The sequence below is a fragment of the Streptomyces sp. NBC_00669 genome (assembly GCF_036226785.1).
GTDB lineage: Bacteria > Actinomycetota > Actinomycetes > Streptomycetales > Streptomycetaceae > Actinacidiphila.
Window position 1 is genome coordinate 9,461,765 of record NZ_CP109018.1, and the last position, 22,924, is coordinate 9,484,688.

A 22,924-nucleotide genomic window follows, 5' to 3' on the forward strand; every position below is an offset into this window, starting at 1 on the left:
CAGTTACGGGACAACGCTTACGAGCTCGTGCATGGTTGGCGGTAGCGCGTCGAAGGCCGCGGACTGTCCGCCGTGTTCACGTTCGTGTACCGCTTGCCGTGGCCGCCTGCTGGTGCGAGAGCAGTCCGGCGACAGCTTGGATGATGTCACTCATGTGCTCGCGACGGCCGTGGTGGCGGGCGAGAGATCGCCAGTTCTTCAGATGGCCGATGCCGTGCTCGACCCGGATGCGGCGTGAGGAGTGGGCCTTGCGCTGGCGCTCGTGCATCTCCTCGTACCACTCGGGCGGGTTCTTCTTGAACTTGCGGTGCGGTGGCGTCACCACGCGGCCGCCGGTCTGGGCGCCCAGGCCCTGGTAGCCGGCATCGGCGAGGATCTCTACGGCCGGACCGTCGGCCAGGAGCTTGACCAGGCCCAGCTTCCGGGCGTGCGTGATGTCCGCGCAGCTCGCAGGCTCGGCCGGACTGCAGAACAGCAGCCGCCCCTCGGCGTCCGTGACGACCATGGACTTGACGGCGTTCTGCTTGTTCTTCCCGGAGATGAACTTCTCCCGGTCCTTGCGTCCGACAGCCGGGCGACGCACCCGGACCTCGGTGCCGTCGATGATTCCGGTTTGCCCGCTCGCGCCGAGATGGTCGATGACCTCGGCGAGTGTGCACAGTCGGATGTCAGGCGCGACGGTGCAGCCCCGCTCGGCGAGCAGTGGCCGCACTTCACCGATCGCACGCGTAATGGTGGAGCGGTCCACGCCGAACCAGCAGGCCAGCACGTCGTGCGTCGTTGCATGGCGGAGATGCACGAGCGTGGCCAACAGGCGGTCGACGAAGACCAGCTTGTACTTGGCCCCGGCACCGACGGCCCGGCGGCGAGGGCGGGACGTCAGCACGGCCTGGTGCCGCTCGTGCCACAACGGACCGATCTCTGCGACGAGTTCTGCGATCACGTCGGGCGCCAGCCCGGTGATCCGCTGGCTACGGATGATTGCTGCACGTGTCCGGCTCCCCACCACACGGATCATGATCAACGATCAAGGTCTCGACGCGCTACCGCCAACCATGCACGAGCTCGTTACGAGCTCGTGCATGGTTGGCGGTAGCGCGTCGAAGGCCGCGGACTGTCCGCCGTGTTCACGTTCGTGTACCGCTTGCCGTGGCCGCCTGCTGGTGCGAGAGCAGTCCGGCGACAGCTTGGATGATGTCACTCATGTGCTCGCGACGGCCGTGGTGGCGGGCGAGAGATCGCCAGTTCTTCAGATGGCCGATGCCGTGCTCGACCCGGATGCGGCGTGAGGAGTGGGCCTTGCGCTGGCGCTCGTGCATCTCCTCGTACCACTCGGGCGGGTTCTTCTTGAACTTGCGGTGCGGTGGCGTCACCACGCGGCCGCCGGTCTGGGCGCCCAGGCCCTGGTAGCCGGCATCGGCGAGGATCTCTACGGCCGGACCGTCGGCCAGGAGCTTGACCAGGCCCAGCTTCCGGGCGTGCGTGATGTCCGCGCAGCTCGCAGGCTCGGCCGGACTGCAGAACAGCAGCCGCCCCTCGGCGTCCGTGACGACCATGGACTTGACGGCGTTCTGCTTGTTCTTCCCGGAGATGAACTTCTCCCGGTCCTTGCGTCCGACAGCCGGGCGACGCACCCGGACCTCGGTGCCGTCGATGATTCCGGTTTGCCCGCTCGCGCCGAGATGGTCGATGACCTCGGCGAGTGTGCACAGTCGGATGTCAGGCGCGACGGTGCAGCCCCGCTCGGCGAGCAGTGGCCGCACTTCACCGATCGCACGCGTAATGGTGGAGCGGTCCACGCCGAACCAGCAGGCCAGCACGTCGTGCGTCGTTGCATGGCGGAGATGCACGAGCGTGGCCAACAGGCGGTCGACGAAGACCAGCTTGTACTTGGCCCCGGCACCGACGGCCCGGCGGCGAGGGCGGGACGTCAGCACGGCCTGGTGCCGCTCGTGCCACAACGGACCGATCTCTGCGACGAGTTCTGCGATCACGTCGGGCGCCAGCCCGGTGATCCGCTGGCTACGGATGATTGCTGCACGTGTCCGGCTCCCCACCACACGGATCATGATCAACGATCAAGGTCTCGACGCGCTACCGCCAACCATGCACGAGCTCGTTAGGCCCCGGTTCTGCCGGAGGCTGATCCGGCCGGCGGACGGCCAGCTCCGAGGGCGCTCAGGACACCAGCAGTTCGGCGACTTCGGGCACGTCGCGATAGGCCCGCAGCCGATCGAGCACGATCCTTGTGCGTTCCGCCGTGCGTTTGCTGCCGCTTTGCCCGAGGGCGAGCATCCGACCCGCTGTTCTCGCTGCGGCCTCGGGCTCGTTGGCGTCGGTGTAGGCCACCGCCAGCCAGGAAAGGTACAGCGCCAACTCCCGGGCGTGACTGGCGTCGTAACGTGCGAGCACGTCCGTCAGCAGCGGCACGGCGCGCAGCGGGCGCCGTAGTTCGGTGTAGACGCGGGCCTCCATGACCTGCAATTCCCCGGTGTTCATCCAGTACAGGTACGACGGCGATTCGGTGCCGACCGAGTCCTCGGACAAAGCCTCGGCCGCTTCCCAGAGCGCAGTCATCGCCGGGCGGTCCTGCCCGGCCCGGGTATGCGCCCAGGCGACACGGTCCAGGTACAGTGCGCGAGCCTTCGCCGGGGCGTGCGGACCCGCGTCTTTCAGCGCGGCGCGGGCCAGTCCCACGGCGTCCGCTGTTCGGCCGGTGTTGCTCCACTGGCAGGCCAGCGAGCCCGCCACGTTCCCGGAGAGCACGCCGTCTCCGGCGGCCTGTGCGGCGCTCATGCCGCTCCGGGAGCCCGCCGGGGCTATGGGCGGCCGGGGCCGCCGCACCGGGCGCATCACGTGGGGGCTCGGCGTGGTCAAAGCGCTCGCTTCGGGATCAGCGGTCGGGGTCCAGCCGGGTATCGAGGCCGGGGCGGTCCCCGGCACCGGCACCGGCACCGGCACCGGCACCGGCACCGGCACCGGCACCGGCATCGGCACCGGCACCGGCATCGGCACCGGCACCGCCGACACCCGCATCATCGGACCCGACCCGCGCGGGCTCCTCGTCGAACCGGGCGGGAAGGTGGGGGCTGTCCGCGGGTGCCGTCCTCGTCCGCGCCCGCTGGGTCGCCGCCACGCAGACCAGCACCGCCAGGGCCGTGGGCAGGGTCGTGGCCCCCAGGTGCTCGCCGAGCAGCAGCGCCGACCAGACGAGGGTCAACACCGGCTGCGCGAGCTGGAGTTGGCTGGCCCGGGCCACCCCGATCGCAGCCAGCCCCCGGTACCAGACCAGCAGACCGAGAAACTGCGCCACCACCGCGAGCCACACCAGCCCGCCCACCGACTCGCCGGTCAGCCGCACCGGTTCACAGGCAAGAGCAACCGCCGCGCCCGGAACCGTCAGGGGCAGTACGCCGACCAGCGACCAGCCGGCCACCTGCCAGCCGGGCATCACCGCGGCCAGCCGACCGCCCTCCACGTAGCCCGCCGCGCACACCAGCAGTGCGGCGAAGAGGTAGCCGTCCCCCGCGGTGAGCGCCCCGCCGCCCGTCCCCAGGGCGAAGCCCACCACGACGGCTCCGCCGGCGACGGCCGCGACCCAGAACGTGAGGGACGGCCGTACGCCGGTGCGCAGGGCGCCGAAGACCGCGGTGCACAGCGGGAGCGCGCCCACCACGACGGCCGCGTGCGAGGTGTCGGTGGTGCCGAGGGCGAGCGTGGTCAGCAACGGGTAGCCGAGGACCACCCCGAGGGCGACCACGGCCAGTCCCGGCCAGTGCTCCCGGTCCGGCAGCGGGACGCGGCCCAGGAAGAGGAACGCTCCGGCCACCGCGGCCGCCAGCACCGCACGCAGGCTCACCGTGCTCCAGGGCCCGAGGCCGCTCAACGCCCAGTGCGTGGCGGGAAAGGTGAGCGAGAAGACGGCGACCCCGAGGCAGGCGAGCAGGGTGCCGCGCGGGGTCGAATCGCCTGGCACGGCACCGGCAACCGGTACCGCGGCCGCTATGGTAGCGCTATTCTTATCTCTCATGAACGACGATAGCAGTGCGACCGCCGTCGCCGAATCACTTCGGGCGGAGCTGAACCGCTTCTCCCCGGGCGAGAAACTGCCGTCGAGCCGGACACTGGTGCAGCGGTTCCGGGTCAGCCCGGTCACCGTCTCCCGCGCGCTGTCGACCCTCGCGGCCGAGGGCCTGGTCATCCTCCGCCCCGGCGCCGGTACCTACCGCGCGCCGAACCACGCGGCGCGCATCGACAGCATCGACACCTCCTGGCAGCAGGTGGCGTTGGCCACGCAGGACCCGGACGGCCCGCCGCGCGTGGTCGACGCCTCCGGGGTGCTGGCCAACTTCGCCACGCACGCACAGGACGTGATCCCCTTCAACGAGGGCTACCTGCACCCGACTCTCGCGCCCGAGCGGGAGCTCGGCACCGCGTTGGCCAGGGCCGCCCGCCGGGCCGGCGCCTGGGAACGGCCGCCCGTGGACGGGCTGACGGCGCTGCGCACCTGGTTCGGCCGAGGCGCCGGCGTCGGACCCGCCCAGGTGCTGGTCACCGCGGGCGGGCAGGCGGCCCTCACCGCCTCGCTGCGAGCCCTGGCACCCCCGGGAGCACCGGTTCTCGTCGAATCGCCCACCTACCCGGGGGTGCTGGCCGTCGCCCGCGCCGCCGGCCTGCGACTCGTACCGGTACCGATCGACGCGGACGGGGTACGCCCCGACCTGCTCGCCGACGCCTTCTCCGCCAGCGGCGCCCGGGTGTTCCTGTGCCAGCCGCTCTTCCAGAACCCGACCGGCGCAGTCCTCGCCGACGCGCGCCGCCGCGTGGTCCTCGACATCGCGCACGCCGCGGGCGCGTTCGTCATCGAGGACGACTTCGCCCGCCACCTCGGGCACGGCGACCCGCTGCCACCCCCGCTGATCTCCGAGGACCGGCACGGCACCGTCGTGCACATCACGTCCCTCACCAAGCCGACATCGCCCAACCTGCGGGTCGGAGCCATGATCGCCCGCGGCCCCGCGCTGGAGCGGCTGCGCGCCGTCCACTTCGTCGACAACTTCTTCGTGCCGCGCCCCCTCCAGGAGGCCGCTCTCGAACTCGTCGGCGCCCCGGCCTGGCCGCGCCACCTGCGCGCGGTCGCCTCCGGTCTGCGCGAGCGGCGCGTCGCCATGGTCGCCGCCCTGGAGCGCGAACTCCCCGGCCTGGTCCCGAAACCCGTACCCTTCGGCGGCTACCACCTGTGGCTGCGGCTGCCCGACGGCACCGACGAGACCGCGCTGACGCACGCCGCCCTCCGCGCGGGCGTGGCCATTTCCCCCGGCCGCCCCTACTTCCCGGCAGAGGCCCCGGCGCCCCACCTGCGGATCGCCTTCGCGGCCACCGCGGGCCCCGAGGAGATCGTGGAAGGAGTCGAGCGGCTGTCCCGCGCGCTCCCCGAGACGGCTCCCGGACTGTGAAGGCGGGCTGCCGCCCGAGGGACCCGGGGCGAGCGGCTGCCGTGTCGGCTCTTCCCGGGTAACGTCGTTATGCCGCACGGCCGTTGGACGAGTGGGGCGAGTGGGGCGAGGGGGACGAGGGGATGGTCGGGATGGGCCCGGAGATCGCGCGCAGGGGGCCGCGGTGCGCGTGACCGGTACCGGCGACGCACACGCCGAGGACGGCGGGAACGCGGTGAGCGGCTACCGCGGCCCCGCCCCCGGCAGTTCCTCCGGTACGGCGCCGGCCTCCCCGGTGCAGGAGGTATCCGGTACCGGGGACGCGACCGCGACCGGTCCCGGCGCGACCGCGATCAGCGGGAACATGACCGTGGTCCACCAGCACCGCGGCCCGCGGGAACCGGCTCCCTGGCCGCATCAGATCGGCACGATCCCGCCCAGGGCGCGGCCCTTCCAGCGCCGCACCGAAGCGGACCTGCTGCGGATGACGGCCGGCGGCGGCGCCACGGCTGTGCCCGGCCAGGTCCTGACCGGCATGGGCGGGGTGGGCAAGACCCAGATCGCCGCCGACCACGCCCGCCGCGCCTGGCAGGACGGCAGCGTGGACGTCCTGGTCTGGGTCACCGCGAGCGACCGCTCCCCGGTGGTGAGCAGCTATGCGCAGGCCGGCGTCGAACTGTGCCGAGCCGACCCCGAGGCCCCCGACGAGGCAGCGGCGGCCTTCCTGGCCTGGCTGACGCCCAAGGCCGCGGCCAGGCCGTGCCGGTGGCTGGTCGTCCTGGACGACGTCGCCGACCCCGACGACCTGCGCGGGCTGTGGCCGCCCGACAGCCCGTACGGCCACACCCTGGTCACCACCCGCCGCCGCGACGCCGCCCTGACCGGAGCGGGCCGACACCTGGTGCCGGTCGGCCTGTTCACCCCGGACGAGGCCGTCACCTACCTCGCCGCGTCCCTCCACGCCCACCACCGCACCGAGCCCGCGGACCGCCTCGCCGCCCTGGCCCGCGATCTCGGGCACCTGCCCCTGGCCCTGTCCCAGGCAGCCGCCTACCTCGTCGACTCCGGAGACGATGTCGCCGCCTACCGCGAGCAGTTGGCCGATCGCGCCACCACACTCGCCGACGCCGCCCCTGATCGGCTCCCCGACGACCAGCCGGTGGCCCTGGCCGCCGCCTGGTCCCTGTCCGTCGATCGCGCGGACACCCTCCGCCCGGTCGGCCTGGCCCGCCCCATGCTCCGACTCACCGCCCTGCTCGATCCCAACGGCATCCCCGAAACCGTCCTGACCAGCGAACCCGCGCGCACCCACCTCGCCGCGCACCGCACTCCCACCGGGCAGGACCCAGCCGGGGAACCGGACCCGGTGACACCGAGGGAGGCGACGCTCGCGCTCCGCGCCCTGCATCGCCTCAGCCTCATCGACCACACCCCCGGCACCCCCCACCAGGCCGTCCGCGTGCACCAGCTCGTCCAGCGCGCCGTCCGCGACACGCTCACCCTCGGCCGGCACGACCACCTCGCCCGTGCCGCCGCCGACGCCCTCCTCGCCGCCTGGCCGGACAACGAGTACGGCACCGCCTTGGCCCAGGCGCTCCGCGCCAACACCGCCGTCCTCGCCGGACACTCGGAGCAGGCCCTGTACCAGCCGGAAGCGCACAAGGTGCTGTACGAGGCCGGTGGCAGCCTCGGCGGGGTCGGTCAGGCGACAGCCGCCAGGGACTACTTCGGCCGGCTGGCGCAGACCGTCGCCCGCTACCTGGGGCCCGACAGCTACTTCACCCTCGGCGCCCGGAACAACTCCGCCGAGTGGCAGGGCTGGGCGGGGGACGTGGAGGGTGCTGCCGCGGCCTTCGCCGAGCTGCTGGACGACATGGTGCGGATACTGGGCCCCGACCACCCGGACACCCTCATCGTCCGGAGCAACCTCGCCCACTTCCGCGGGGAGGCGGGGGACGTGGAGGCCGCCGCGGCCGCTTTCGCCGAGCTGCTGGACGATTCGCTGCGGGTACTGGGCCCCGACCACCCGAGCACCCTCATCTTTCGGCACAATCTCGCCTCGCGTCGAAAAGAGGCGGGGGACGTGGAGGGTGCCACCGCTGCCTTCGCCGAGCTGTTGGACGACATGGTGCGGGTACTGGGCCACGACCACCACGCCGACACCCTCGCCGTTCGGCACAATCTCGCCTACTTGCAACTGGAGGCGGGGGACATGGCGGCCGCTGCGGCCGCTTTCGCCGAGCTGCTGGACGATTCGCTGCGGGTACTGGGCCCGGACCACCCCAACACCCTCACGATCCGGCACAATCTCGCCAAGTCGCGGGGGGAGGCGGGGGACACGGAGGGCGCTGTGGCTGCTTTCGCCGAGCTGCTGGAGGATTCGGTGCGCGTGCTGGGCCCCGACCACCCGGACACCTTCATCGCGCGGAACGACCTCGCCTACTTCCGGGGGGAGGCGGGGGATGCGGAGGGTGCCGCGGCTGCTTTCGCCGAGCTGTTGGACGACATAGTGCGGGTGCTCGGCCCCGACCACCCCAGCACCCGTACGGCCCGGAACAACCTCGCCAGATGGCAGGGCATGCTTCGGACAGACGAGGACACTCCCGATGCCGGGTGACGATCGTCCGGCGACGCGCAGGGGGCGCGTGCGGGGAAGCCGGGAACAGCGGGCCGGCCGTCACGCCCGGCCGGGGCCCTCCGCCCGGTGCCCCCGGGATGACGGGCGCAGGGCGGTGTCCGGCGGGGGGCCGGGCGGTGCGGCGGTGGCGTGGTCGGGGTGGGCGGAGGTCTCGGGGTGGGCGGTGTCCGGGTGCGCGGTGGTCTCGGGGTGGGCGGTGTCCGGGTGCGCGGTGGTCTCGGGGTGGGCGAGGGCGGCCAGGAGGCGGAGCTTCTCGTCGCTGTCGCTGTCCTTGTCGGGGTAGTAGACGACGAGGATGACGTCCTCGATGGGGAGCTTGTCGCGGTGGAGCCGTAGTTCACCGACGACGGGGTGGTGGACGGTGGCGGTGCCGCCGTCGAGGTTGCGGACGTCGTGCCGGGCCCACAGGGTGCGGAACCGCTGGCTGGCCAGGGCGAGTTCGCCGACGATCTCGACGAACCGGGGGTTGTCGGTGTCGTCCCCGATGGTGGTGCGCAGGGCGGCGATGAAACCGGCGGCGGCCTTCGTCCAGTCCTGCTGGAAGGCCTGCTCCTCGGGGTCGAGGAAGAGGGAGCGCAGCCGGTTGTGGCCCGGCCGCAGCCGCGGGGAGAACGCGACGGCCATCGGGTTGGAGGCCAGCACGTCGAAGGCGCGACCTTCGACGAACGCGGGAAACGGCAACTGCGCGAGGAGCTGGTGCACCCGTGCCGGCACCTGCTCGGGTCGCTTGCGGCGCGGCGCCCTGGGCCGGGCCGCCGCGAGACCGAGCAGATAGGTCCGCTCGACGTCGTCGAGGCCCAGCACGCGGGCGAGCGATTCGAGCACCTGGACGGACGGGTTCTTGTCGCGGCCCCGCTCCAGGCGCAGGTAGTAGTCGGCGCTGATCCCGGCGAGCAGGGCGACCTCCTCGCGGCGCAGGCCGGGCACGCGGCGGTTGCCGCCGGGCGGGAGACCCGCCTGCGCGGGGGAGACCAGCTCGCGCCGGGCGCGCAGGTAGCCGCCGAGCCGGTTGCCGGATTCCTCGTCGTTCATACCGACCACCGTAATGCGGTCCGCGCGTCTCAGCGGGGGCCCTGTCAGGACCCTGGAAGATCGGGGCTCTGCCACGCCCGGCGGATGCCGTCAAGACTTGCGGCATCGCTGTTCGAGAGGGACAGGGACCATCGCAGAACAGGCGCCGCGGGTCCGACCGCCGGCGGCGCTCCGAACCGAAGGAAGCACCTCATGGATCTGTCCGACCGCACCGTCCTCATCGTCGGCGGAACGTCCGGCATCGGCCGGGAGCTGGCCCGGCGGTTCGCCGCGGCAGGCAGCACCGTGGCCGTCGGCGGCCGCAGCGAGCAGGCGCTCGCCGAACTGTCCGCCGAAGGTTTCGGCACCTTCGCCGTCGATGTCACCGACGGCGCCTCCGTCGCACGGGCCCGCGACGCGGTGCTCGCGAAGTACCCCGACCTCGACACCGTGGTGACGATGTCGGGCGTCATGCTCCTGGAGGACCTACGCGACCCCGCCCACTTCGAGGCGGCGCTGACCACCATCGACACCAACCTGGTCGGCACCATCCGGGTCATCGACGCCTTCACCCCGCACCTGGTCCGGCGCGGTGCCGGCACCTTCGTCACCGTCACCTCGGGCATCGCCTTCCTGCCGTTCCCGCCCATGCCCACCTACGCGGCCTCGAAGGCCGCGGTGCACGCCTACTCCGAGGCGCTGCGCGCCCAGCTCGACGGCACCGGCGTCGGCGTCGTGGAGCTGGTCCCCCCGGCCGTCGCCACGGCCGGACAGGAGCAGGTCAACCCGAGCGCGCTGCCGCTCGACGCCTTCGCCACCGAGGTCATGCGGCTGCTCGCGCAGGACCCCACCCCGGACGAGGTCCTCGTCGAGCGGGTCCTCATGCACCGCTGGGCCGAGCGCGAGGGCACCTACGACGACCTCGTCGCGCAGCGCTCCCAGGCGCTGGCCATGCTCCCCGGCCGCAAGAGCTGACGCTCCCCGATACGAGCTGACACCCCCACAGCCCGGGGACCGTACGTACGGACGGCCGGGTCGCGCCAGGACGGCGCGACCCGGCCGCCGCCGTTTCCGCAGGCGGTACGGCGCTGCGGCCCGGCCGGGGAGCAGGCGGACGATTCTGCGGTTCCACGCGGGCGACGAGACGCGCTTCGGCACGGACACGGTCCGCCGACCCCCGGCGGTTCGACCTTGTTGCCGCGTGCCGGGGCCGATGGGGCGAACCCGGCGGGGGCTGGTGCGCTGCGGTCAGGCGGTGGGGGGTGCGCGAACTGGTGGGCGACGCTGCGCGGTTCACGGCCGAGGAGTTCGGCGGGCAGCGGGTCGGTGCCGGCGAAGCGGCCTTCGGGGGCGGCCTGGAAGGTGGTGAGCGTCATCCGGGCCATTGCCTCCGGCGCGCCGGCCGCGACTTTGGCCGCGACCCACTGCTCGTCGTCGAGCACGACGCGCCTGACCTCGCGGCCGGCCGGCCTTCGAAGCCAGGGCGCCGACGGCGTCGAACGTCACGGCCCGGCGGGCGGTGAGGGTGACCGGCTCCTCGAACGTCCGCTCCCCGCTGAGTAGGGCCGCGGCCCCCTCGGCTGCGTCGGCGCGGTCGGTCCAGGGGGCCGGCCCCTTGGCCGGGGCGGTGATGGTGCCGCTCTGCTGCCAGCGGCCGAGCAGCCAGGCGAGGCCGCGGGCGTGGAGCCGTTGCGGAGCGAGGTCCAGGCGATGCCGGAGCCGTCGAGGAGTTGGCGGGCCTCCCGGCGGGGACCAGTGCCCGCCGGGGAGCCGGTTGAGGTTGCCCTCGGTGCGAGGAGCACGGGGTGGACGCGTGGAGCGGTGGCTGGTGCCATGACCGGAAGGGTTCACCGGTTCGCGGCGCCCGGCACGGCACCTCGCTGCGTTGTCGGAGTCGTCCGAGTACGCCCGGTACGAGGACGATCCTCCGCCGTGCGACGCACCGCACCGGACACCGCGAACCAGGCAACCCTCTCCGGCCACGGCACTAGACTCGTCTGACGACGTGTCACGGATGCGTGGCGCGGGCGCGGATGGTTCGCGCGGGGGTGGCTGCGTGTCCAGGGGGGAACATGGTCAGCGTCGACGGAAGAGTGACCGCACTGCCGGGGCGGGGGGACGAGCGTGTCGGGGTCCTCCTCGACGGTTTCCGGGTCCATGTAGGCGGTCGAGCCGTTGATCGGTGAACCGGAGGTCGAGGGCGACGGGGGAGACCCGGAGGGCGCGTGGACGGAAGGCGCGTCCGCGGACGTGGTGCGCGGCGGCGTCAGGGGTGCTCGAACGCGGCCGTGGCCGTGGGTGCTGGGGGCGGTCGTCGCGACCTCGGCCGTATGGGCGCTGGTGCTGCAACTGTCCGGGTACGGGAAGGAATCCGTCCCCGCCCTTCACCACTACCGGATCTCCGGGAGCCCTTGCGGCGGCTCAAGCCTCAAGCCGCTGACCGACGCGCTCGGCGCGGGCCACGTCGAGGTGTTCCCGGCCGATACGCAGACCGGTCCGGCGCTCGACCAGGCCGCGTGCACGCTCACCGCGCAGCGTTCCGTCGGGACCCACTGGCAGGCTTCGTACAGCACCGTCGTCACGGTGCAACTGCACAAGAAGACCGACCCCGCTGCCGAGTTCGACGATGTCGGCAGCAGCCGGCACATCCTGGAGCCGGTCGCGCCCTCGGACGACGGCTCGGGTACGACCACGGCGATCCTGGCAACCGCTGGGTCGACGCACGTCGTTCGGGTGCCCGATCTCGGGGACCGGGCCTACCTGCTGACCAGCGGCCGTGACGAGACCCTGACCGTCCTGCACGGCGGCGCGGTGCTCACGGTCGCCGTCGACGTCCAGGAGAAGTGGACCGGCCCGGGCGCGGTACCGCCCCCGGACGCCGACGGAATCCCGCAGCGGCCACCCCGCCAGGCCGGCTACCGGTCGGCCCTCGTCGCGACGATGCGCGGCCTGATGTCCGCGCTGTCCGGGCCCGCCAGCCAGGCCAGGAATGAGACTCCCTAGGCCAGGAACGAAGCGGACGTGGACTCCTTGACCTGCTGGACCCGGCACTGGAAGGCGTGCAGGACCTCCTTCTCGTGGAGCCAGGCGGCGTGCCGGCGGTGGTGGGTGGGGGAGGCCGGGTCGGTGGTCGCGTCGGGGGTGGCGCGCAGGGCGCGGATCGCCTGCCCGATCTTCTGTATCGCGTCGCACCATTGACGGGCCGGCTCCTCCAACTCGGCGCTGCACCAGCGGACTTCGTGGGTGGCCATGAGGGCCGCGCTGATGGAGACGCTGAACTCCCGCTCCTGGCTGGTGCCGTCGTGACCGCCGATGACGGCCGCCTCGAACTCCACGACGGCCTGTATCGCGACGTACCCCTTTTGGTGGAAGGCGTTGCAGGCCGTGTCGATCGCCTCGATGGCGGCGCTGCGCGCGCGTAACGCCTGTTCGTGGGCGGCCTGTCCGCGCGCGGCCCGGCCCGCCGCCCGTGCCCCCGCGACCGCCCCCAGCGCGCCCGCCGCGCCCGCCACGCCGGCCGCGAGGATCGCGGCCACCCCCTGATCCATGCCGAGCATCCTGCCGTCCCCGGCAGGTGGACGCCAGAGGGGCCTGGCCCGCTGCCCGTTCGGAGGGTTTCACCGGTGCCCGCCTCCACCGAATGGGGCGTGTGGGCCGGTGCGGCGGGCGCGTCCGAGGCGTCGGGCGGCGCGGGCGGCGGAGGATGTGCCGGGCCCGGTCGTGCTGGTGCGGTCGGGCGTGCCGCTGGAGGGAGAACGCTGTTGCCGGGCGAAGGAGATCGGGTCGGACAGGACGAGGTGGGCGCGCGCGGCGCGGTGGCGGAGGTGCGGGACGCGATCACCGTCCGGGCCGCACTGATCATGCTGGGCGTCCTGCTCCTGCAGTTGGGGTTCGCGCTGTCGTACATGGGGGCCTTCCACGCGCCCAAGGCGCACCGCGTGCCGGTGGCGGTGGTGGCGCCGGCGGCGCTCGAAGGCAGTGCGGTCACGCGGCTCAACGCGCTTCCGGGTACGCCGCTGGCCGCTACCGCCGTCGCCGACCGGGCGCAGGGCCGGAAGCGGTTGCTGGACCGGCGTGCCGACGCGGTGTTCCTCGTCGACGCGACCGGCCGTACGGACACCGTCCTGGTCGCCTCGGCGGGCGGGCCGTCGGCGTCCGACGCCGCCACCAAGGTCGTGCAGGTCGTCGACGGCAAGCAGGGCCGCCGGATCACCGTGCGGGACATCCGCCCGCCGGCGTCGGGCGACTCGCGCGGCCTGTCGTCGTTCTACCTGGTGCTGAGCTGGACGATCGGCGGATACCTCGCCTCGTCGGCGCTGAGCATGGCGACCGGCTCGGCCCGTCCGACGCTCCGCCGCATCCTGGTGCGGCTCGCGGCGATGGTGCCCTACGCGTTCATCTCCGGCATCGGAGGCGCGGTCATCGTCGGCCCGGTGCTGGACTGCCTGCCCGGCGCGTTCTGGGAACTGGTCGGTATCGGCACCCTGGTGGTCTTCGCCTCCGGCGCCGTGGGCGTCGCGCTCCAGTCACTGCTGGGCACGATCGGGCTCGGTGTCACCATCCTCATCTTCACCGTCCTGGGCAACCCCAGTTCGGGCGGCGTCTACCCGGCCGCCCTGCTGCCGCCGTTCTGGCGCGCGATCGGCCAGGCGCTGCCCCCGGGCGCGGGCACCACCGTCGTACGCAACACCGTCTACTTCGACGGCCACGCCACCACCGGTTCCCTGTGGGTGCTGGGCGCGTGGGCGTTCGGCGGCCTGGTCGTCGCGATCGGCTCCGCGGCGGTCCGCCACCGGCGCACCCGACGCACCTCCGTCGCACCGGCGACCTGACGCCGGCGGAAAACCGGGAGGCGTCGGGCGAGCCGGGCGGCATACGCTCGCGCCATGACGATCACGTACGCGTGGCGGGACGACTTCGACAACGCGGCCGTCGACGCGCTGCATGCGGCGGGCTTCGGCCACCCGGCCGCGGGCGCCTCGGGCCCCTCGGGCACCGACTGGCAGGCGCAGCTACGGCGCCACAGCCTGGGCTGGGTCTGCGCCCGCGACGACGGTGACCTCGTCGGGTTCGTGAACGTGGCGTGGGACGGCGGTGTCCACGCGTTCATCCTGGACACCGTGGTCGCGGGCAGCCACCGCCGTACGGGAATCGGCGCCGGGCTCGTCGCCGAGGCCGCCCGCCAGGCGCGTGCCGCCCAATGCGCTTGGCTGCACGTCGACTTCGAGGAGGACCTGCGGGCGTTCTACCTCGACGCCTGCGGGTTCCGGCCGACGGCCGCGGGGCTCATCGCGCTCTGAGCCCGCACCGCGGCGGCCGGCCCGTACCTCAACTCCGCTCGCCCGCGCGGCGATGCGCGCCGTCCGGCTCGATGGTCCTGGCGACGTCGCGGCGCACCTCGTCGCTTCGGCTCGTCACGATCGCGCGGCGGTGGGGGAGCGCGACCAGCAGGGCCGGCAGGACGAGCAGCCCGCTCGCCCACAGCGGCCCGAGGTCCCCGGCCGGGGTGGTGAGGGCGGCCGCTGCGACCAGCGGCCCGAGCGCGGCGCCGACGTTCAGCGCCGCGGTCGCGTACGCACCGGCCATGGTGGGCGCGGACGCGGCCGCGTAGAGGACCCGCGTGATCAGGGTGCTGCCCAGCGCGAAGGACAGCGCGCCCTGGACGCACACGAGGGTGCACAGGGCGACGGGGGAGCCGGCGAGCAGTGCCAGGGCGGGCCAGCCGATGAGCAGCATCGGACCGCCGACCGCCACGACCAGCCCGGGCCGCCGGTCGGCCAGGCGCCCGGCGACGGTGACCCCGGCGAAGGAGCCCGCGCCGAAGAGCATCAGGACGACCGGGACCCACAGCCGGCCCAGGCCGGCGGTGCCGGTCGTGACGGGGGCGAGAAAGGTGAAGCTCGCGAAGGTCGCCGCGTTCACCAGCGCGCCGAGCAGCATCGCCAGGATCAGCTGACGGCTCTTCAGTTGGGCCAGCTCCGACCGCAGCGGCGGCGTACCCGGCGTAGCCGTCTCACCTGGCGTACCCGGCTCACCCGGCGTACCCGGCCCGGCGCGCCCCGCTGCTCGCTCCGGGACCGCCTTGAGGATGCCGAGCGCCGCGGGCAGGCAGAGCGCGGCGACGGCCCAGAACGTCGCCCGCCAGTCCAGCAGCGTGCCCAGCACCGCGCCCGCGGGGACACCGGCGACGGTCGCCAGCGTCGTGCCCGACAGGAGCACGCCGAGCGCGCGGCCCTTGCGGTCCGGCGGGACCAGGGCGGTGGCCGTCGTCAGGGCCACCGCGAGGAACCCGGCGTTCGCGAGCGCGGCGATGACCCGGGTGGCGAACAGGACCGGGAAACTCGTGGTGGTGGCGGCCGCGGCGTGGGCCGCCGCGAACACCAGGAGGAACCCGAGCAGGCTCGTTCGGCTCGGCAGGTTGCGGGCGAGCGCGGCCGTCAGCGGGGCGCCGACGGTCATGCCGACCGCGAACGCCGAGGTGAGCGCGCCCGCCGTGGCCACGGTCACGCCGAGGTCGGCGGCGAGGTCCGGCAGCAGGCCGGCGAGCATGAACTCGGACGTGCCCATGGCGAAGACGGCCAGGGCGAGCAGATACAGCGCGAGGGGCATGGAGTGGCTCCGAGGTGAGGCGAAACGTGAACAGGACGTCTCGTCACCGCGGTCAGCCCACGGGCAGGCACTTCGTCCGGCCGCGCGGCGCGGCGGGACGATCAGGGCTGCGAACTCAGCGGTTCAGGGGGCTGACGGCGTGACCGAAAGCCCCCACCGGGTCCGACTCGGGGCTCACCATGCCCCGCACGCTACCGGACCGAACCGCCGGCTCGCACCGTTGGACTATCCGGCCACCAACTCCCTTGGCACGAAGCCCTCGTCGGCCAGGCGCCGCCACAGCTCGTCCGGCACGGGCGTCCGCGCCGCCTCGGCGTTCGCCGCCACCTCGGCGGCCGAACGGCAGCCGACGACGACGGAGGTGACCGCCGGATGCAGGTACGGGAACTGGACGGCCGCAGCCGGCAGCGGCACCCCGAACTCGTCGCACAGGGCCTGGCAGCGCCGGGCCCGGGCGAGCGCCTCCGCGGGCACCGGACGGTAGTTGAACATGGCGTCGTCCGAAGGGTCCGCCAGCAGACCGGTGTTGAAGACCCCGCCCACCACCACCGCGGTGCCGGTCTTCGCGCACAGCGGCAGCAGCGTGTCCCTCGCGTCGTGGTCGAGCAGGGAGAACCGGCCCGCGATCAGGACGACGTCCACCTCGTAGCCGGCCACGTACGCGGCGAGCGGCGCGCTGTGGTTCATGCCGAACCCGATCGCCTTGACCAGGCCCTCGTCCCGCAGCCGCCGCACGGCCGCGTACGCGGTGTCACGGACCTCGTCGGCGTAGTCGTCCGCGTCGTGCAGGTAGAGGATGTCCACCGCGTCCCGCCCGAGGCGTTCCAGGCTGGACTCCAGGGACTCGCGGATGCCCCGCTCGGTCCAGTCGGTGACCACGTCGGTGCCGGAGCCGTCGGCCCGCGGCCGCAGCAGCCAGCCGGTCTTGGTCGAGATCACCGGCCCGGTCACCCCGGCCGGCTCCAGCAGCCGGCCCAGCCGCTCCTCCGCCTGGCCGTGGCCGTAGCGCGGCGCGGTGTCGAAGTAGCGGATGCCGGCCTCGGCCGCGGCCCGCAGCGTCGCCGCCGCGTCCTGCTCGGTCACCTCCTCGAACAGCCCGCCCAGCGGGGCGGTGCCGATCCCCAACGGGGGCAGGTCGAACGGCAGCCGGGACGGGGTCCTTCGGGCCAGGGGCGCGGTCATCGGGCCACCTCCCAGGGGGAGTTGCGGGCGGGATCGGCGCCGCGCAGCGTCATCGTCAAGGTCAGCCGCACCCGGGTGCCGCCGGGCAGCACCACCTTGCAGTAGCGGCCCTCGACCGGGAGAGCGGCGCCGTCGTCGGCGCGGACGGTGTGCAGCACGTGCTCGGCGAACGAGCCCGCCTGCAGCAGGACCGTGCGTGCGGCGGCGCCGAGGTTGACCAGTTCCACCACGGTGTGCTCGGGCCGGATGTCGGACACCAGCGCGGCGACGTCCGCGGGCAGCCCGGGGCGCCGCTCGACGGCGTCGTGGTAGCGCACGTGCAGCTGGGCCAGGCCGCCGTTGTAGAGCACCTGCGGTGCGCCGGTGGTCAGTTGGAGCAGCGCCTCGGTGACCACCGGGTTGAGGTTCTGCCAGTGGTGGATGCCCAGGGCGTCGGGGCCGACGGCCGGGTCCACGTCGTCGCGCTCGATCGCCTCCACCCGCTGGGCGCAGACCGCGAGGGCACTGGCCAGCATCCGCTCGGGGAAGTCGGCGTTGCGTCCGTTCAGGAACTCGTGCCAGGGCTCCTCGTGGCCGCACTCGTCCTTGGTGCGCTGGGTGTGCACCGCAGCCCAGTCCCAGCGGGACCCCTCGCGCAGCCGCTCGACCCGTTCCGCGTCGCCGGCGTCGCGGCTGAAATGCCACAGCGACAGGGGGAGTTGGGTCGGCATGACGGTGAAGTCGAACCAGCCGGAGTCGTTGTGGCGCTGCGGCACCATCAAGGTGCGCTCACCCGGGATCGTGCCCAGGTGCGGACGCCAACGGCTGCCGAGGGTGCCCATCTCGCCTGCGGTGCGCTGCTCGGCGTGGCGCAGCACCGCGTCCAGCGGGTTGCGGGCCAGCTCCAGGAAGCCGTCGTCGCCGGTCACCAGGCTCGCGTTGACCGAGCCGACGATCGCGGCCGACGCGACCGACGACAGCCCGTGCGGCCACGACCAGCCGTAGTGTCCGCCGTACCAGCGGCCCTCCAGGTACTCGCCGACCTCGCCGCCGAGCCCGGCGTTGTCGGGCACGACCTCGCGGCCGGCCAGCCGCTCCCGCCAGGCGCCGACGTACTCGGCCACCCAGTCCGCGTAGCGCCGGTCGCCGCCGAGCAGCCAGGCGTTGGTGGCGAGCGTGGTGGAGGCCACGTTGACGAGCGTGTCGCCGCGCCCCATCCGGTCCCACATCACGCGTCCGTAGGCCCGGGCCTTCTCCGGCGAGTCGGCCAGCTCGTCGAAGGAGGCGACCCCGGTGCCCCAGTCCAGCGGCAGGCCGTAGGGCCGCAGCGCCAGGCTCCAGGGGAAGTGGACGTCGTGGTCGCTGAATCCGGGGCGCGGGCCGCCGGTGCCGGTGTGCGGCGCCCGGACGACCCGGTGCTCGGGGTCGTAGTTGGGGCCGCCGGGCAGGTAGACGTCGGCGAACCGGCAGGCCAGCTCCCGCAGTTCGGCGTCGCCCGGGTCGGCGAGGCACAGGCCGTAGAAGAGCAGCATGCCCTCGCCCTGGTGGAACCAGTCGTAGCCCCGCTCCAGGCCGTCCACGACCAGGCCCATCTCGGTGAGCTGCCGCGTCACCCCGCGCCAGTGCCGGCGCGCGGCGGGCAGCAGGTCCGCGCTTCCGCCGAGCAGGTACAGCGTCGGCCAGTTGAAGAACGGCTCGTAGAAGTCGTCCACCCCGTCGCGGTCGTCCAGGCCCTGGCCCAGCGAGTCGCGGAAGACGAGGCGGCCGTCGCCCTCGGTGTAGCGCTCGGCGAACACCCGCCACGCCTTGTCCTGGACGGCGAACAACTCCCGCTCCAGCGCGGCCCACCGAGGTACGGCGGTGACCTGGCGGGTGGCGGTCAGCTCCGGTACGCGCGCGGCTTCGGGGGCGGTCATCGGCCCGCCGTCCCGCGGTCCGTGCCGTCGATCCGTTCAACCCCGAGTATCGGGTACACCCGGCCTCCCATAATCGCCCATCGATAGCCGATTACTAGACTTCAGTGCGGGGACGGCTGTGTCAAGAGCCGTCGACGACCCTGGAGAAGGAGCCGACCATGATCGACTGCCATGCCCATCTGTGGGACCCGCGCCGGGGTTTCCCCTGGATACGGCCGGGTTCCGCGCACTACCGGCCCTTCACGGCGGACGACCTGGCGGACGCGGACGCGGGCGCGGGCAAGGGCGCGGGCCTGCGCGGGACCGTGCTCGTCGAAGCCTCCCGCGGTGACGCGGCCGAGACCCTGGACCTGCGCGAACTGCGGCTGCGCCGGCCGGATCTGGTCGCCGGATACGTCGGCAACCTCCATGTGCACGGCGACGCCGGGCCGCACCGCTTCGGCACCCTGCTCGACGCGTGGGGCGACACCCGGCCGAACGGCATGCGGATCGGCGGGCCGGCCTGGAAGGACACCCCGGAACCGGCCCGGCGGCTGGTCCCGGTGCTGGCCGAGGCCGGCGTGGCACTCGAACTCAACCTGGGCGAAGGGGCCTTGCGGACCGCGGCCGAGGTGGCCGCCGCGCACCCCGCGCTCGCCGTGGTCGTCGACCACCTCGGCAACCCGCCCAACCTCCTCAAGGCGCCCGGGAGTTGGTACCAGGACCTGGAACTGGCCGCCGCGGTGCCGAACGTGCACGTGAAGATCTCCGGCCTGCTCACCCAGCAGCACGGCGTGCCGGCCGACCGGACGACGCGCCTGGTCCGGCAGGTGGTGGACGCCTTCGGCCCCGACCGCTGCCTGGTCGGCTCGGACTGGCCGATCTGCCTGCCGCGCGGCTCCCGGGCGCAGTCGCTGGACGCGGCCCGGGCCGGCCTGGCCCATCTGCCCGCCGCGCGGCAGCAGGACGTCCTGCACGCGACAGCCGTCCGCGTCTACGGGTTGCGCGGTTGACAGTGCTCGGGCCATCCTGCTTCGATTCAGTCGATCGATAGGCGATAGGTGAGGACACCTGTCCGCCCGGGCCGGTGCACGCCGCCGCCCCGCTCGCCGCGTCCGCGCGGCCCGGGCGGGCCGGCGGGCCGACCGGAATCCGATCGACATCCGATCGGACGGCCCGGGCGAGGCCGCCGTACGCGGGGTTGCCACCCGGGTCGGACCCGAGCCGGGCGCCGCGCGGTGCGCGAGCCCGGCGGCAGGTGTGCGAGCTTGGGCGGTTATCCATCGATAGACGATAAAAGTGCGTACCATGGAAGACTCGCCCTCAGAGCGCAGGATTGGGAATCATGGCATCGAACCCGTCGGCTGACTTCGTCTCCACGCTGGCCACCAACAAGGACCGGTTCAGAAAGACCCTGATCTCGGACCAGGTATACGGGCTCCTTCGCCAGTCCATCGTCGACGGCGAACTCGGCCCCAACGACCGGGTGGTCGAATCGGAGATCGCACGGCGGCTGGGGGTCAGCCAGGCACCGGTGCGCGAAGCGGTCAAGCAACTGGCCCGCGAGGGCCTGCTGATGCACGTCCCGCGCCGCGGCCACTTCGTCGTGGAGATCTCCTCCCAGGACGCCGAGTACGCCCGCCAGGTGCGGGAACCGCTGGAACGCCTGGCCGCGCAGCTCGCCACCGAGCACATCACCGAGGAGCAGCTGCACGCGCTCGACGAGCTGGTCGAGCAGATGCACGGCGCCGTCAAGACCAACGACGTCGGCCGGTTCCGCGACGCCGACATCGAGTTCCACACCCTGATCAGCCAGAGCGCGGGCAACCCGTTCCTGGCCCGGATGTGGGAGGTCATCGAGCCCAGCCTGCGGACGCTGCGGGCCATCGCCGACCCGCTGTTCGAAGGCGACTGGCACGCCATGGCCGACGAGCACGGCCGCCTGGTGGGCCTGCTGCGCGCCGGTGACGGCGAGCAGGCGGCCGACGCGTTCGCCGACCACGCCGCGGGCCGCGGCCCGGTCCCCGACGCGCGGCCGAAGCAGGCCCGCAAGAAGACCGCTGCGGCCAAGCGCCGCGGCTGAACCGGACGCCCAGGTGCCCGGGCCGGCGAACTCCGCCGGCCCGGGCACACCTGTCTCCAGCCGTCAACGGCGGGCGCCCGCCGTCCACTTCGGCGCACCGTACTGGTAGGCGCCGAGGCTCGGAACCGCGTCCGTCGAGCCGTCGTTGATCCCCGCCAGCGGGATCGCCTGGCTGCGGGCCGGCGACGCGGCGGTCAACTCGTAGTCGTGGCCGGCCGCGTCCACGAAGAGCGGATCGACCGTGGGATCGAGGTTGTTGGACATCAGCAGCCCACCGTCGGTGGCACCGTCCGAGCCCGTGATCGTCCCGATGTTGTTGTAGATCTTGGTCCCGGTCGACTGGTTCGTGCCCTTGACGTACATCATCGTCATGCCGCCGGTGTTGTTGTACACGCCGTTGTTGTACGACCCGGAGCCCAGGCCGTTCAGCATCACCGTGCCCTGGAGGTTGTTCCAGCCGACGTTGTTCGCGATCACCAGGTCGCTCTGCCCGTTGTCCGCGTAGACACCGGCGACCGCGAACGGCGTCACCCCCGGGGTCGGCGTGCCGTCGTGCAGCAGGTTGTGGTCGACGGAGGTGCCCATCATGTCGGCGCCGCAGCAGGTGTAGATGCCGGCGGTGTCCAGGCTGAGCCGGGCGTACTGCGAGATGTCGTTGTACGCGATCCGGTCCTTGTCGGCGGTGAGCCCCGCGTTCGTCCCCCACTGCAGGTTGATGCCGCTGCGGCCGACCCGGTAGATCGTGTTGTTCATGACCGTCTGGGAGTTGCCCATCACGGCGATGCCGGCCGCGTAGGTGCCCATGTAGTCCACGTCGTGGATGATGTTGTCGGTGGCGGTGTTGTTCTGCCCGCCCAGCGCGATGCCGTTGCCGGCGCTCAGCGACAGGTCGCTGTTCACGATCGTGTTGTTCGTGCCGTTCAGCACGATGCCGGTGTCACCGATGCCGCGGTCCACGCTGGAACCGCAGTCCGTGGTGCCCTGCGTGATGTCCGTGTAGTGCGACAGGTAGCTGCCGGTGATCGTGTCCAGCGTGTCGTGGCTGGTCGTCGACCCGGTCCTGATCGTCGAGGCGAACAGGTCGACCCCGACGACCGAGGTGTACGACGCGTTCGTCAGGTCGAAGGCGAGCTGCCGCGCCTTCGCCTCGACGGTGTGCTGCGCCGGGCTGTCCGTGCTGTAGAGGTACAGGCGGTGCGCGGTCGGGTCGTAGAACCACTCACCGGGGTTCGCCAGCTCGCCGATCTTGCCGGACAGCGAGTAGCGGGTGTCGGTCGGCACCACCTTGTGGACGCACGGCGGCGCGGCGGCCAGCGTCACCGAGCCGGCGTCGGAAGCGGCCACGGTGGTGGTGGCCGACACGTACCAGTAGCCGGTCAGCGCCCGCGCGCCGTTCCAGTACCCCGCGGGGCGGGTCAGCGAGGCGTCGTCGATGGTGGCGTCCGCGCTGCCGGCACCGGCGTGCTCGATGGTCGGGTTGAGCAGGTCGAGGCCCGGGTAGGGCCACTGGGCCTCGATGTCCATCTGCTTGTCGGTGAAGACCTGCACCGTGGACGGGTCGCTGCCGAGGTCGACGCCGGTGCTCCAGACATGGCCGGCGGCCACCGCGTCGCTGAACGCCGAGTTCAGCGCGTAGGGGTCGCTCTGGCCGATGGTGGTGACGTCGGCGCCGGTCACCTGCGTCCAGCCGGCGACGCTGGACGCGCCGCTGATCGTCACCTTGGCGCCCGCGGCCGCGCGGTAGGTGATGGGCAGGCCCGAGCTGCCCGAGTGCGCGGGCACGACCGTCTCCTGGTAGGTGCCCGACTCGATCATGCAGGTGTCGCCGGCGACCATGACGTCGGCACACTTCTGGATGTGCTGGAACGGCGTGCCGGAGCTGAGGCCGCCCGAGGTGTCGCTGCCCGACGGCGAGACGTAGTACGTCTGGCCCGTCTCGGCGGCGTGCCGGTGGGCACCGCGAGCGTCGGCCGGGGCGGCCGCCACCATCGACAGGACGGCCGCCGCGGCGGTCACCGCGATGAGCAGGCCCCGGCGGGTGCGGGTGTGCGATCTGTTGAGCACTCCACTGTCCTTTCTCCTGACTGGACTG

The 22,924-nt window shown here is 73.0% G+C and carries 17 protein-coding genes and 1 pseudogene; 8 read left to right on the plus strand and 10 right to left on the minus strand.

The window, feature by feature from the left end:
* Positions 1 to 76: 76 nt before the first annotated feature.
* From OG896_RS39740 to OG896_RS39755, 4 genes and pseudogenes are all read right to left on the minus strand, one after another.
* Positions 77 to 1,018, minus strand: coding sequence for a transposase family protein (locus OG896_RS39740; RefSeq protein WP_329364549.1), 942 nt, complete (start codon positions 1,016 to 1,018; stop codon positions 77 to 79).
* A gap of 109 nt (positions 1,019 to 1,127) precedes the next feature.
* Complete coding sequence (locus tag OG896_RS39745; RefSeq protein WP_329364549.1) at positions 1,128 to 2,069, minus strand: transposase family protein; 942 nt, start codon at positions 2,067 to 2,069, stop codon at positions 1,128 to 1,130.
* 109 nt (positions 2,070 to 2,178) lie between these two features.
* On the minus strand, positions 2,179 to 2,796 hold the full coding sequence (locus OG896_RS39750) for a hypothetical protein (protein WP_329373384.1): 618 nt from the start codon (positions 2,794 to 2,796) through the stop codon (positions 2,179 to 2,181).
* A gap of 316 nt (positions 2,797 to 3,112) precedes the next feature.
* Positions 3,113 to 4,030: pseudogene (locus OG896_RS39755) on the minus strand (DMT family transporter); the annotation flags it as partial.
* Here OG896_RS39755 and OG896_RS39760 point away from each other — a divergent pair.
* Positions 4,029 to 5,456, plus strand: coding sequence for an aminotransferase-like domain-containing protein (locus OG896_RS39760; RefSeq protein ID WP_329373388.1), 1,428 nt, complete (start codon positions 4,029 to 4,031; stop codon positions 5,454 to 5,456). The pseudogene OG896_RS39755 and the gene OG896_RS39760 overlap by 2 nt on opposite strands.
* Before the next feature lie 163 nt (positions 5,457 to 5,619).
* Positions 5,620 to 8,052 (plus strand): FxSxx-COOH system tetratricopeptide repeat protein, encoded by a 2,433-nt coding sequence (gene fxsT / locus OG896_RS39765; protein ID WP_329373390.1) that lies wholly within the window; start codon positions 5,620 to 5,622, stop codon positions 8,050 to 8,052.
* Positions 8,053 to 8,112: 60 nt separating this feature from the next.
* Here fxsT and OG896_RS39770 read toward each other — a convergent pair whose 3' ends face one another.
* On the minus strand, positions 8,113 to 9,105 hold the full coding sequence (locus OG896_RS39770; RefSeq protein WP_329373392.1) for a helix-turn-helix transcriptional regulator: 993 nt from the start codon (positions 9,103 to 9,105) through the stop codon (positions 8,113 to 8,115).
* A gap of 192 nt (positions 9,106 to 9,297) precedes the next feature.
* Here OG896_RS39770 and OG896_RS39775 point away from each other — a divergent pair, with 192 nt between their 5' ends.
* Together OG896_RS39775 and OG896_RS39780 are read left to right on the plus strand one after the other, a co-directional pair.
* Positions 9,298 to 10,059, plus strand: a complete 762-nt coding sequence (locus OG896_RS39775; RefSeq protein WP_329373394.1) for an SDR family oxidoreductase — start codon at positions 9,298 to 9,300, stop codon at positions 10,057 to 10,059.
* 1,200 nt (positions 10,060 to 11,259) lie between these two features.
* Positions 11,260 to 12,087, plus strand: coding sequence for a hypothetical protein (locus OG896_RS39780; protein WP_329373395.1), 828 nt, complete (start codon positions 11,260 to 11,262; stop codon positions 12,085 to 12,087).
* On the opposite strand, the gene OG896_RS39785 is transcribed toward OG896_RS39780, so the two are convergent.
* The gene (locus OG896_RS39785; RefSeq protein WP_329373397.1) at positions 12,084 to 12,632 is read right to left on the minus strand and encodes a hypothetical protein; all 549 of its coding nucleotides are present in this window, start codon (positions 12,630 to 12,632) and stop codon (positions 12,084 to 12,086) included. The two genes, OG896_RS39780 and OG896_RS39785, sit on opposite strands and share 4 nt — an antisense overlap.
* Positions 12,633 to 12,908: 276 nt before the next feature.
* Between OG896_RS39785 and OG896_RS39790 the strand changes: the two genes are divergently transcribed.
* Positions 12,909 to 13,916, plus strand: a complete 1,008-nt coding sequence (locus tag OG896_RS39790; protein ID WP_443057293.1) for a DUF3533 domain-containing protein — start codon at positions 12,909 to 12,911, stop codon at positions 13,914 to 13,916.
* 54 nt (positions 13,917 to 13,970) lie between these two features.
* On the plus strand, positions 13,971 to 14,384 hold the full coding sequence (locus tag OG896_RS39795; RefSeq protein WP_329373401.1) for a GNAT family N-acetyltransferase: 414 nt from the start codon (positions 13,971 to 13,973) through the stop codon (positions 14,382 to 14,384).
* A 28-nt stretch (positions 14,385 to 14,412) separates the two neighbouring features.
* Here the strand turns inward: OG896_RS39795 and OG896_RS39800 are convergent, their stop codons facing one another.
* The 3 genes from OG896_RS39800 to OG896_RS39810 all read right to left on the minus strand — a co-directional run bounded on the left by OG896_RS39800 (position 14,413) and on the right by OG896_RS39810 (position 18,770).
* The gene (locus OG896_RS39800) at positions 14,413 to 15,693 is read right to left on the minus strand and encodes a Cmx/CmrA family chloramphenicol efflux MFS transporter (RefSeq protein WP_443057217.1); all 1,281 of its coding nucleotides are present in this window, start codon (positions 15,691 to 15,693) and stop codon (positions 14,413 to 14,415) included.
* Between the two features lie 225 nt (positions 15,694 to 15,918).
* Positions 15,919 to 16,875, minus strand: coding sequence for an aldo/keto reductase (locus OG896_RS39805; RefSeq protein WP_329373403.1), 957 nt, complete (start codon positions 16,873 to 16,875; stop codon positions 15,919 to 15,921).
* A complete protein-coding gene (locus tag OG896_RS39810) occupies positions 16,872 to 18,770 on the minus strand; it encodes a hypothetical protein (protein WP_329373404.1) in 1,899 nt (632 codons plus the stop codon). Before OG896_RS39810 ends, OG896_RS39805 begins: the two co-directional genes overlap by 4 nt.
* 158 nt (positions 18,771 to 18,928) lie before the next feature.
* Here OG896_RS39810 and OG896_RS39815 point away from each other — a divergent pair, with 158 nt between their 5' ends.
* Together OG896_RS39815 and OG896_RS39820 are read left to right on the plus strand one after the other, a co-directional pair.
* On the plus strand, positions 18,929 to 19,762 hold the full coding sequence (locus OG896_RS39815) for an amidohydrolase family protein (protein ID WP_329373406.1): 834 nt from the start codon (positions 18,929 to 18,931) through the stop codon (positions 19,760 to 19,762).
* 332 nt (positions 19,763 to 20,094) lie between these two features.
* A complete protein-coding gene (locus OG896_RS39820) occupies positions 20,095 to 20,832 on the plus strand; it encodes a GntR family transcriptional regulator (protein WP_329373408.1) in 738 nt (245 codons plus the stop codon).
* Positions 20,833 to 20,895: 63 nt separating this feature from the next.
* Here OG896_RS39820 and OG896_RS39825 read toward each other — a convergent pair whose 3' ends face one another.
* Entirely contained in the window at positions 20,896 to 22,896 is a 2,001-nt protein-coding gene (locus OG896_RS39825; RefSeq protein ID WP_329373409.1) for a right-handed parallel beta-helix repeat-containing protein, read from the minus strand.
* Positions 22,897 to 22,924 lie beyond the last annotated feature (28 nt).

Coding starts and splice junctions, on each gene's coding strand:
- OG896_RS39745 (WP_329364549.1), bottom strand. CDS start 2,069: ATGATCCGTGTGGTGGGGAGCCGGACACGTGCAGCAATCATCCGTAGC.
- OG896_RS39815 (WP_329373406.1), top strand. CDS start 18,929: ATGATCGACTGCCATGCCCATCTGTGGGACCCGCGCCGGGGTTTCCCC.
- OG896_RS39805 (WP_329373403.1), bottom strand. CDS start 16,875: ATGACCGCGCCCCTGGCCCGAAGGACCCCGTCCCGGCTGCCGTTCGAC.
- OG896_RS39770 (WP_329373392.1), bottom strand. CDS start 9,105: ATGAACGACGAGGAATCCGGCAACCGGCTCGGCGGCTACCTGCGCGCC.
- OG896_RS39750 (WP_329373384.1), bottom strand. CDS start 2,796: ATGAGCGCCGCACAGGCCGCCGGAGACGGCGTGCTCTCCGGGAACGTG.
- OG896_RS39760 (WP_329373388.1), top strand. CDS start 4,029: ATGAACGACGATAGCAGTGCGACCGCCGTCGCCGAATCACTTCGGGCG.
- OG896_RS39810 (WP_329373404.1), bottom strand. CDS start 18,770: ATGACCGCCCCCGAAGCCGCGCGCGTACCGGAGCTGACCGCCACCCGC.
- OG896_RS39800 (WP_443057217.1), bottom strand. CDS start 15,693: ATGCCCCTCGCGCTGTATCTGCTCGCCCTGGCCGTCTTCGCCATGGGC.
- OG896_RS39785 (WP_329373397.1), bottom strand. CDS start 12,632: ATGGATCAGGGGGTGGCCGCGATCCTCGCGGCCGGCGTGGCGGGCGCG.
- OG896_RS39820 (WP_329373408.1), top strand. CDS start 20,095: ATGGCATCGAACCCGTCGGCTGACTTCGTCTCCACGCTGGCCACCAAC.
- OG896_RS39740 (WP_329364549.1), bottom strand. CDS start 1,018: ATGATCCGTGTGGTGGGGAGCCGGACACGTGCAGCAATCATCCGTAGC.
- OG896_RS39775 (WP_329373394.1), top strand. CDS start 9,298: ATGGATCTGTCCGACCGCACCGTCCTCATCGTCGGCGGAACGTCCGGC.
- OG896_RS39795 (WP_329373401.1), top strand. CDS start 13,971: ATGACGATCACGTACGCGTGGCGGGACGACTTCGACAACGCGGCCGTC.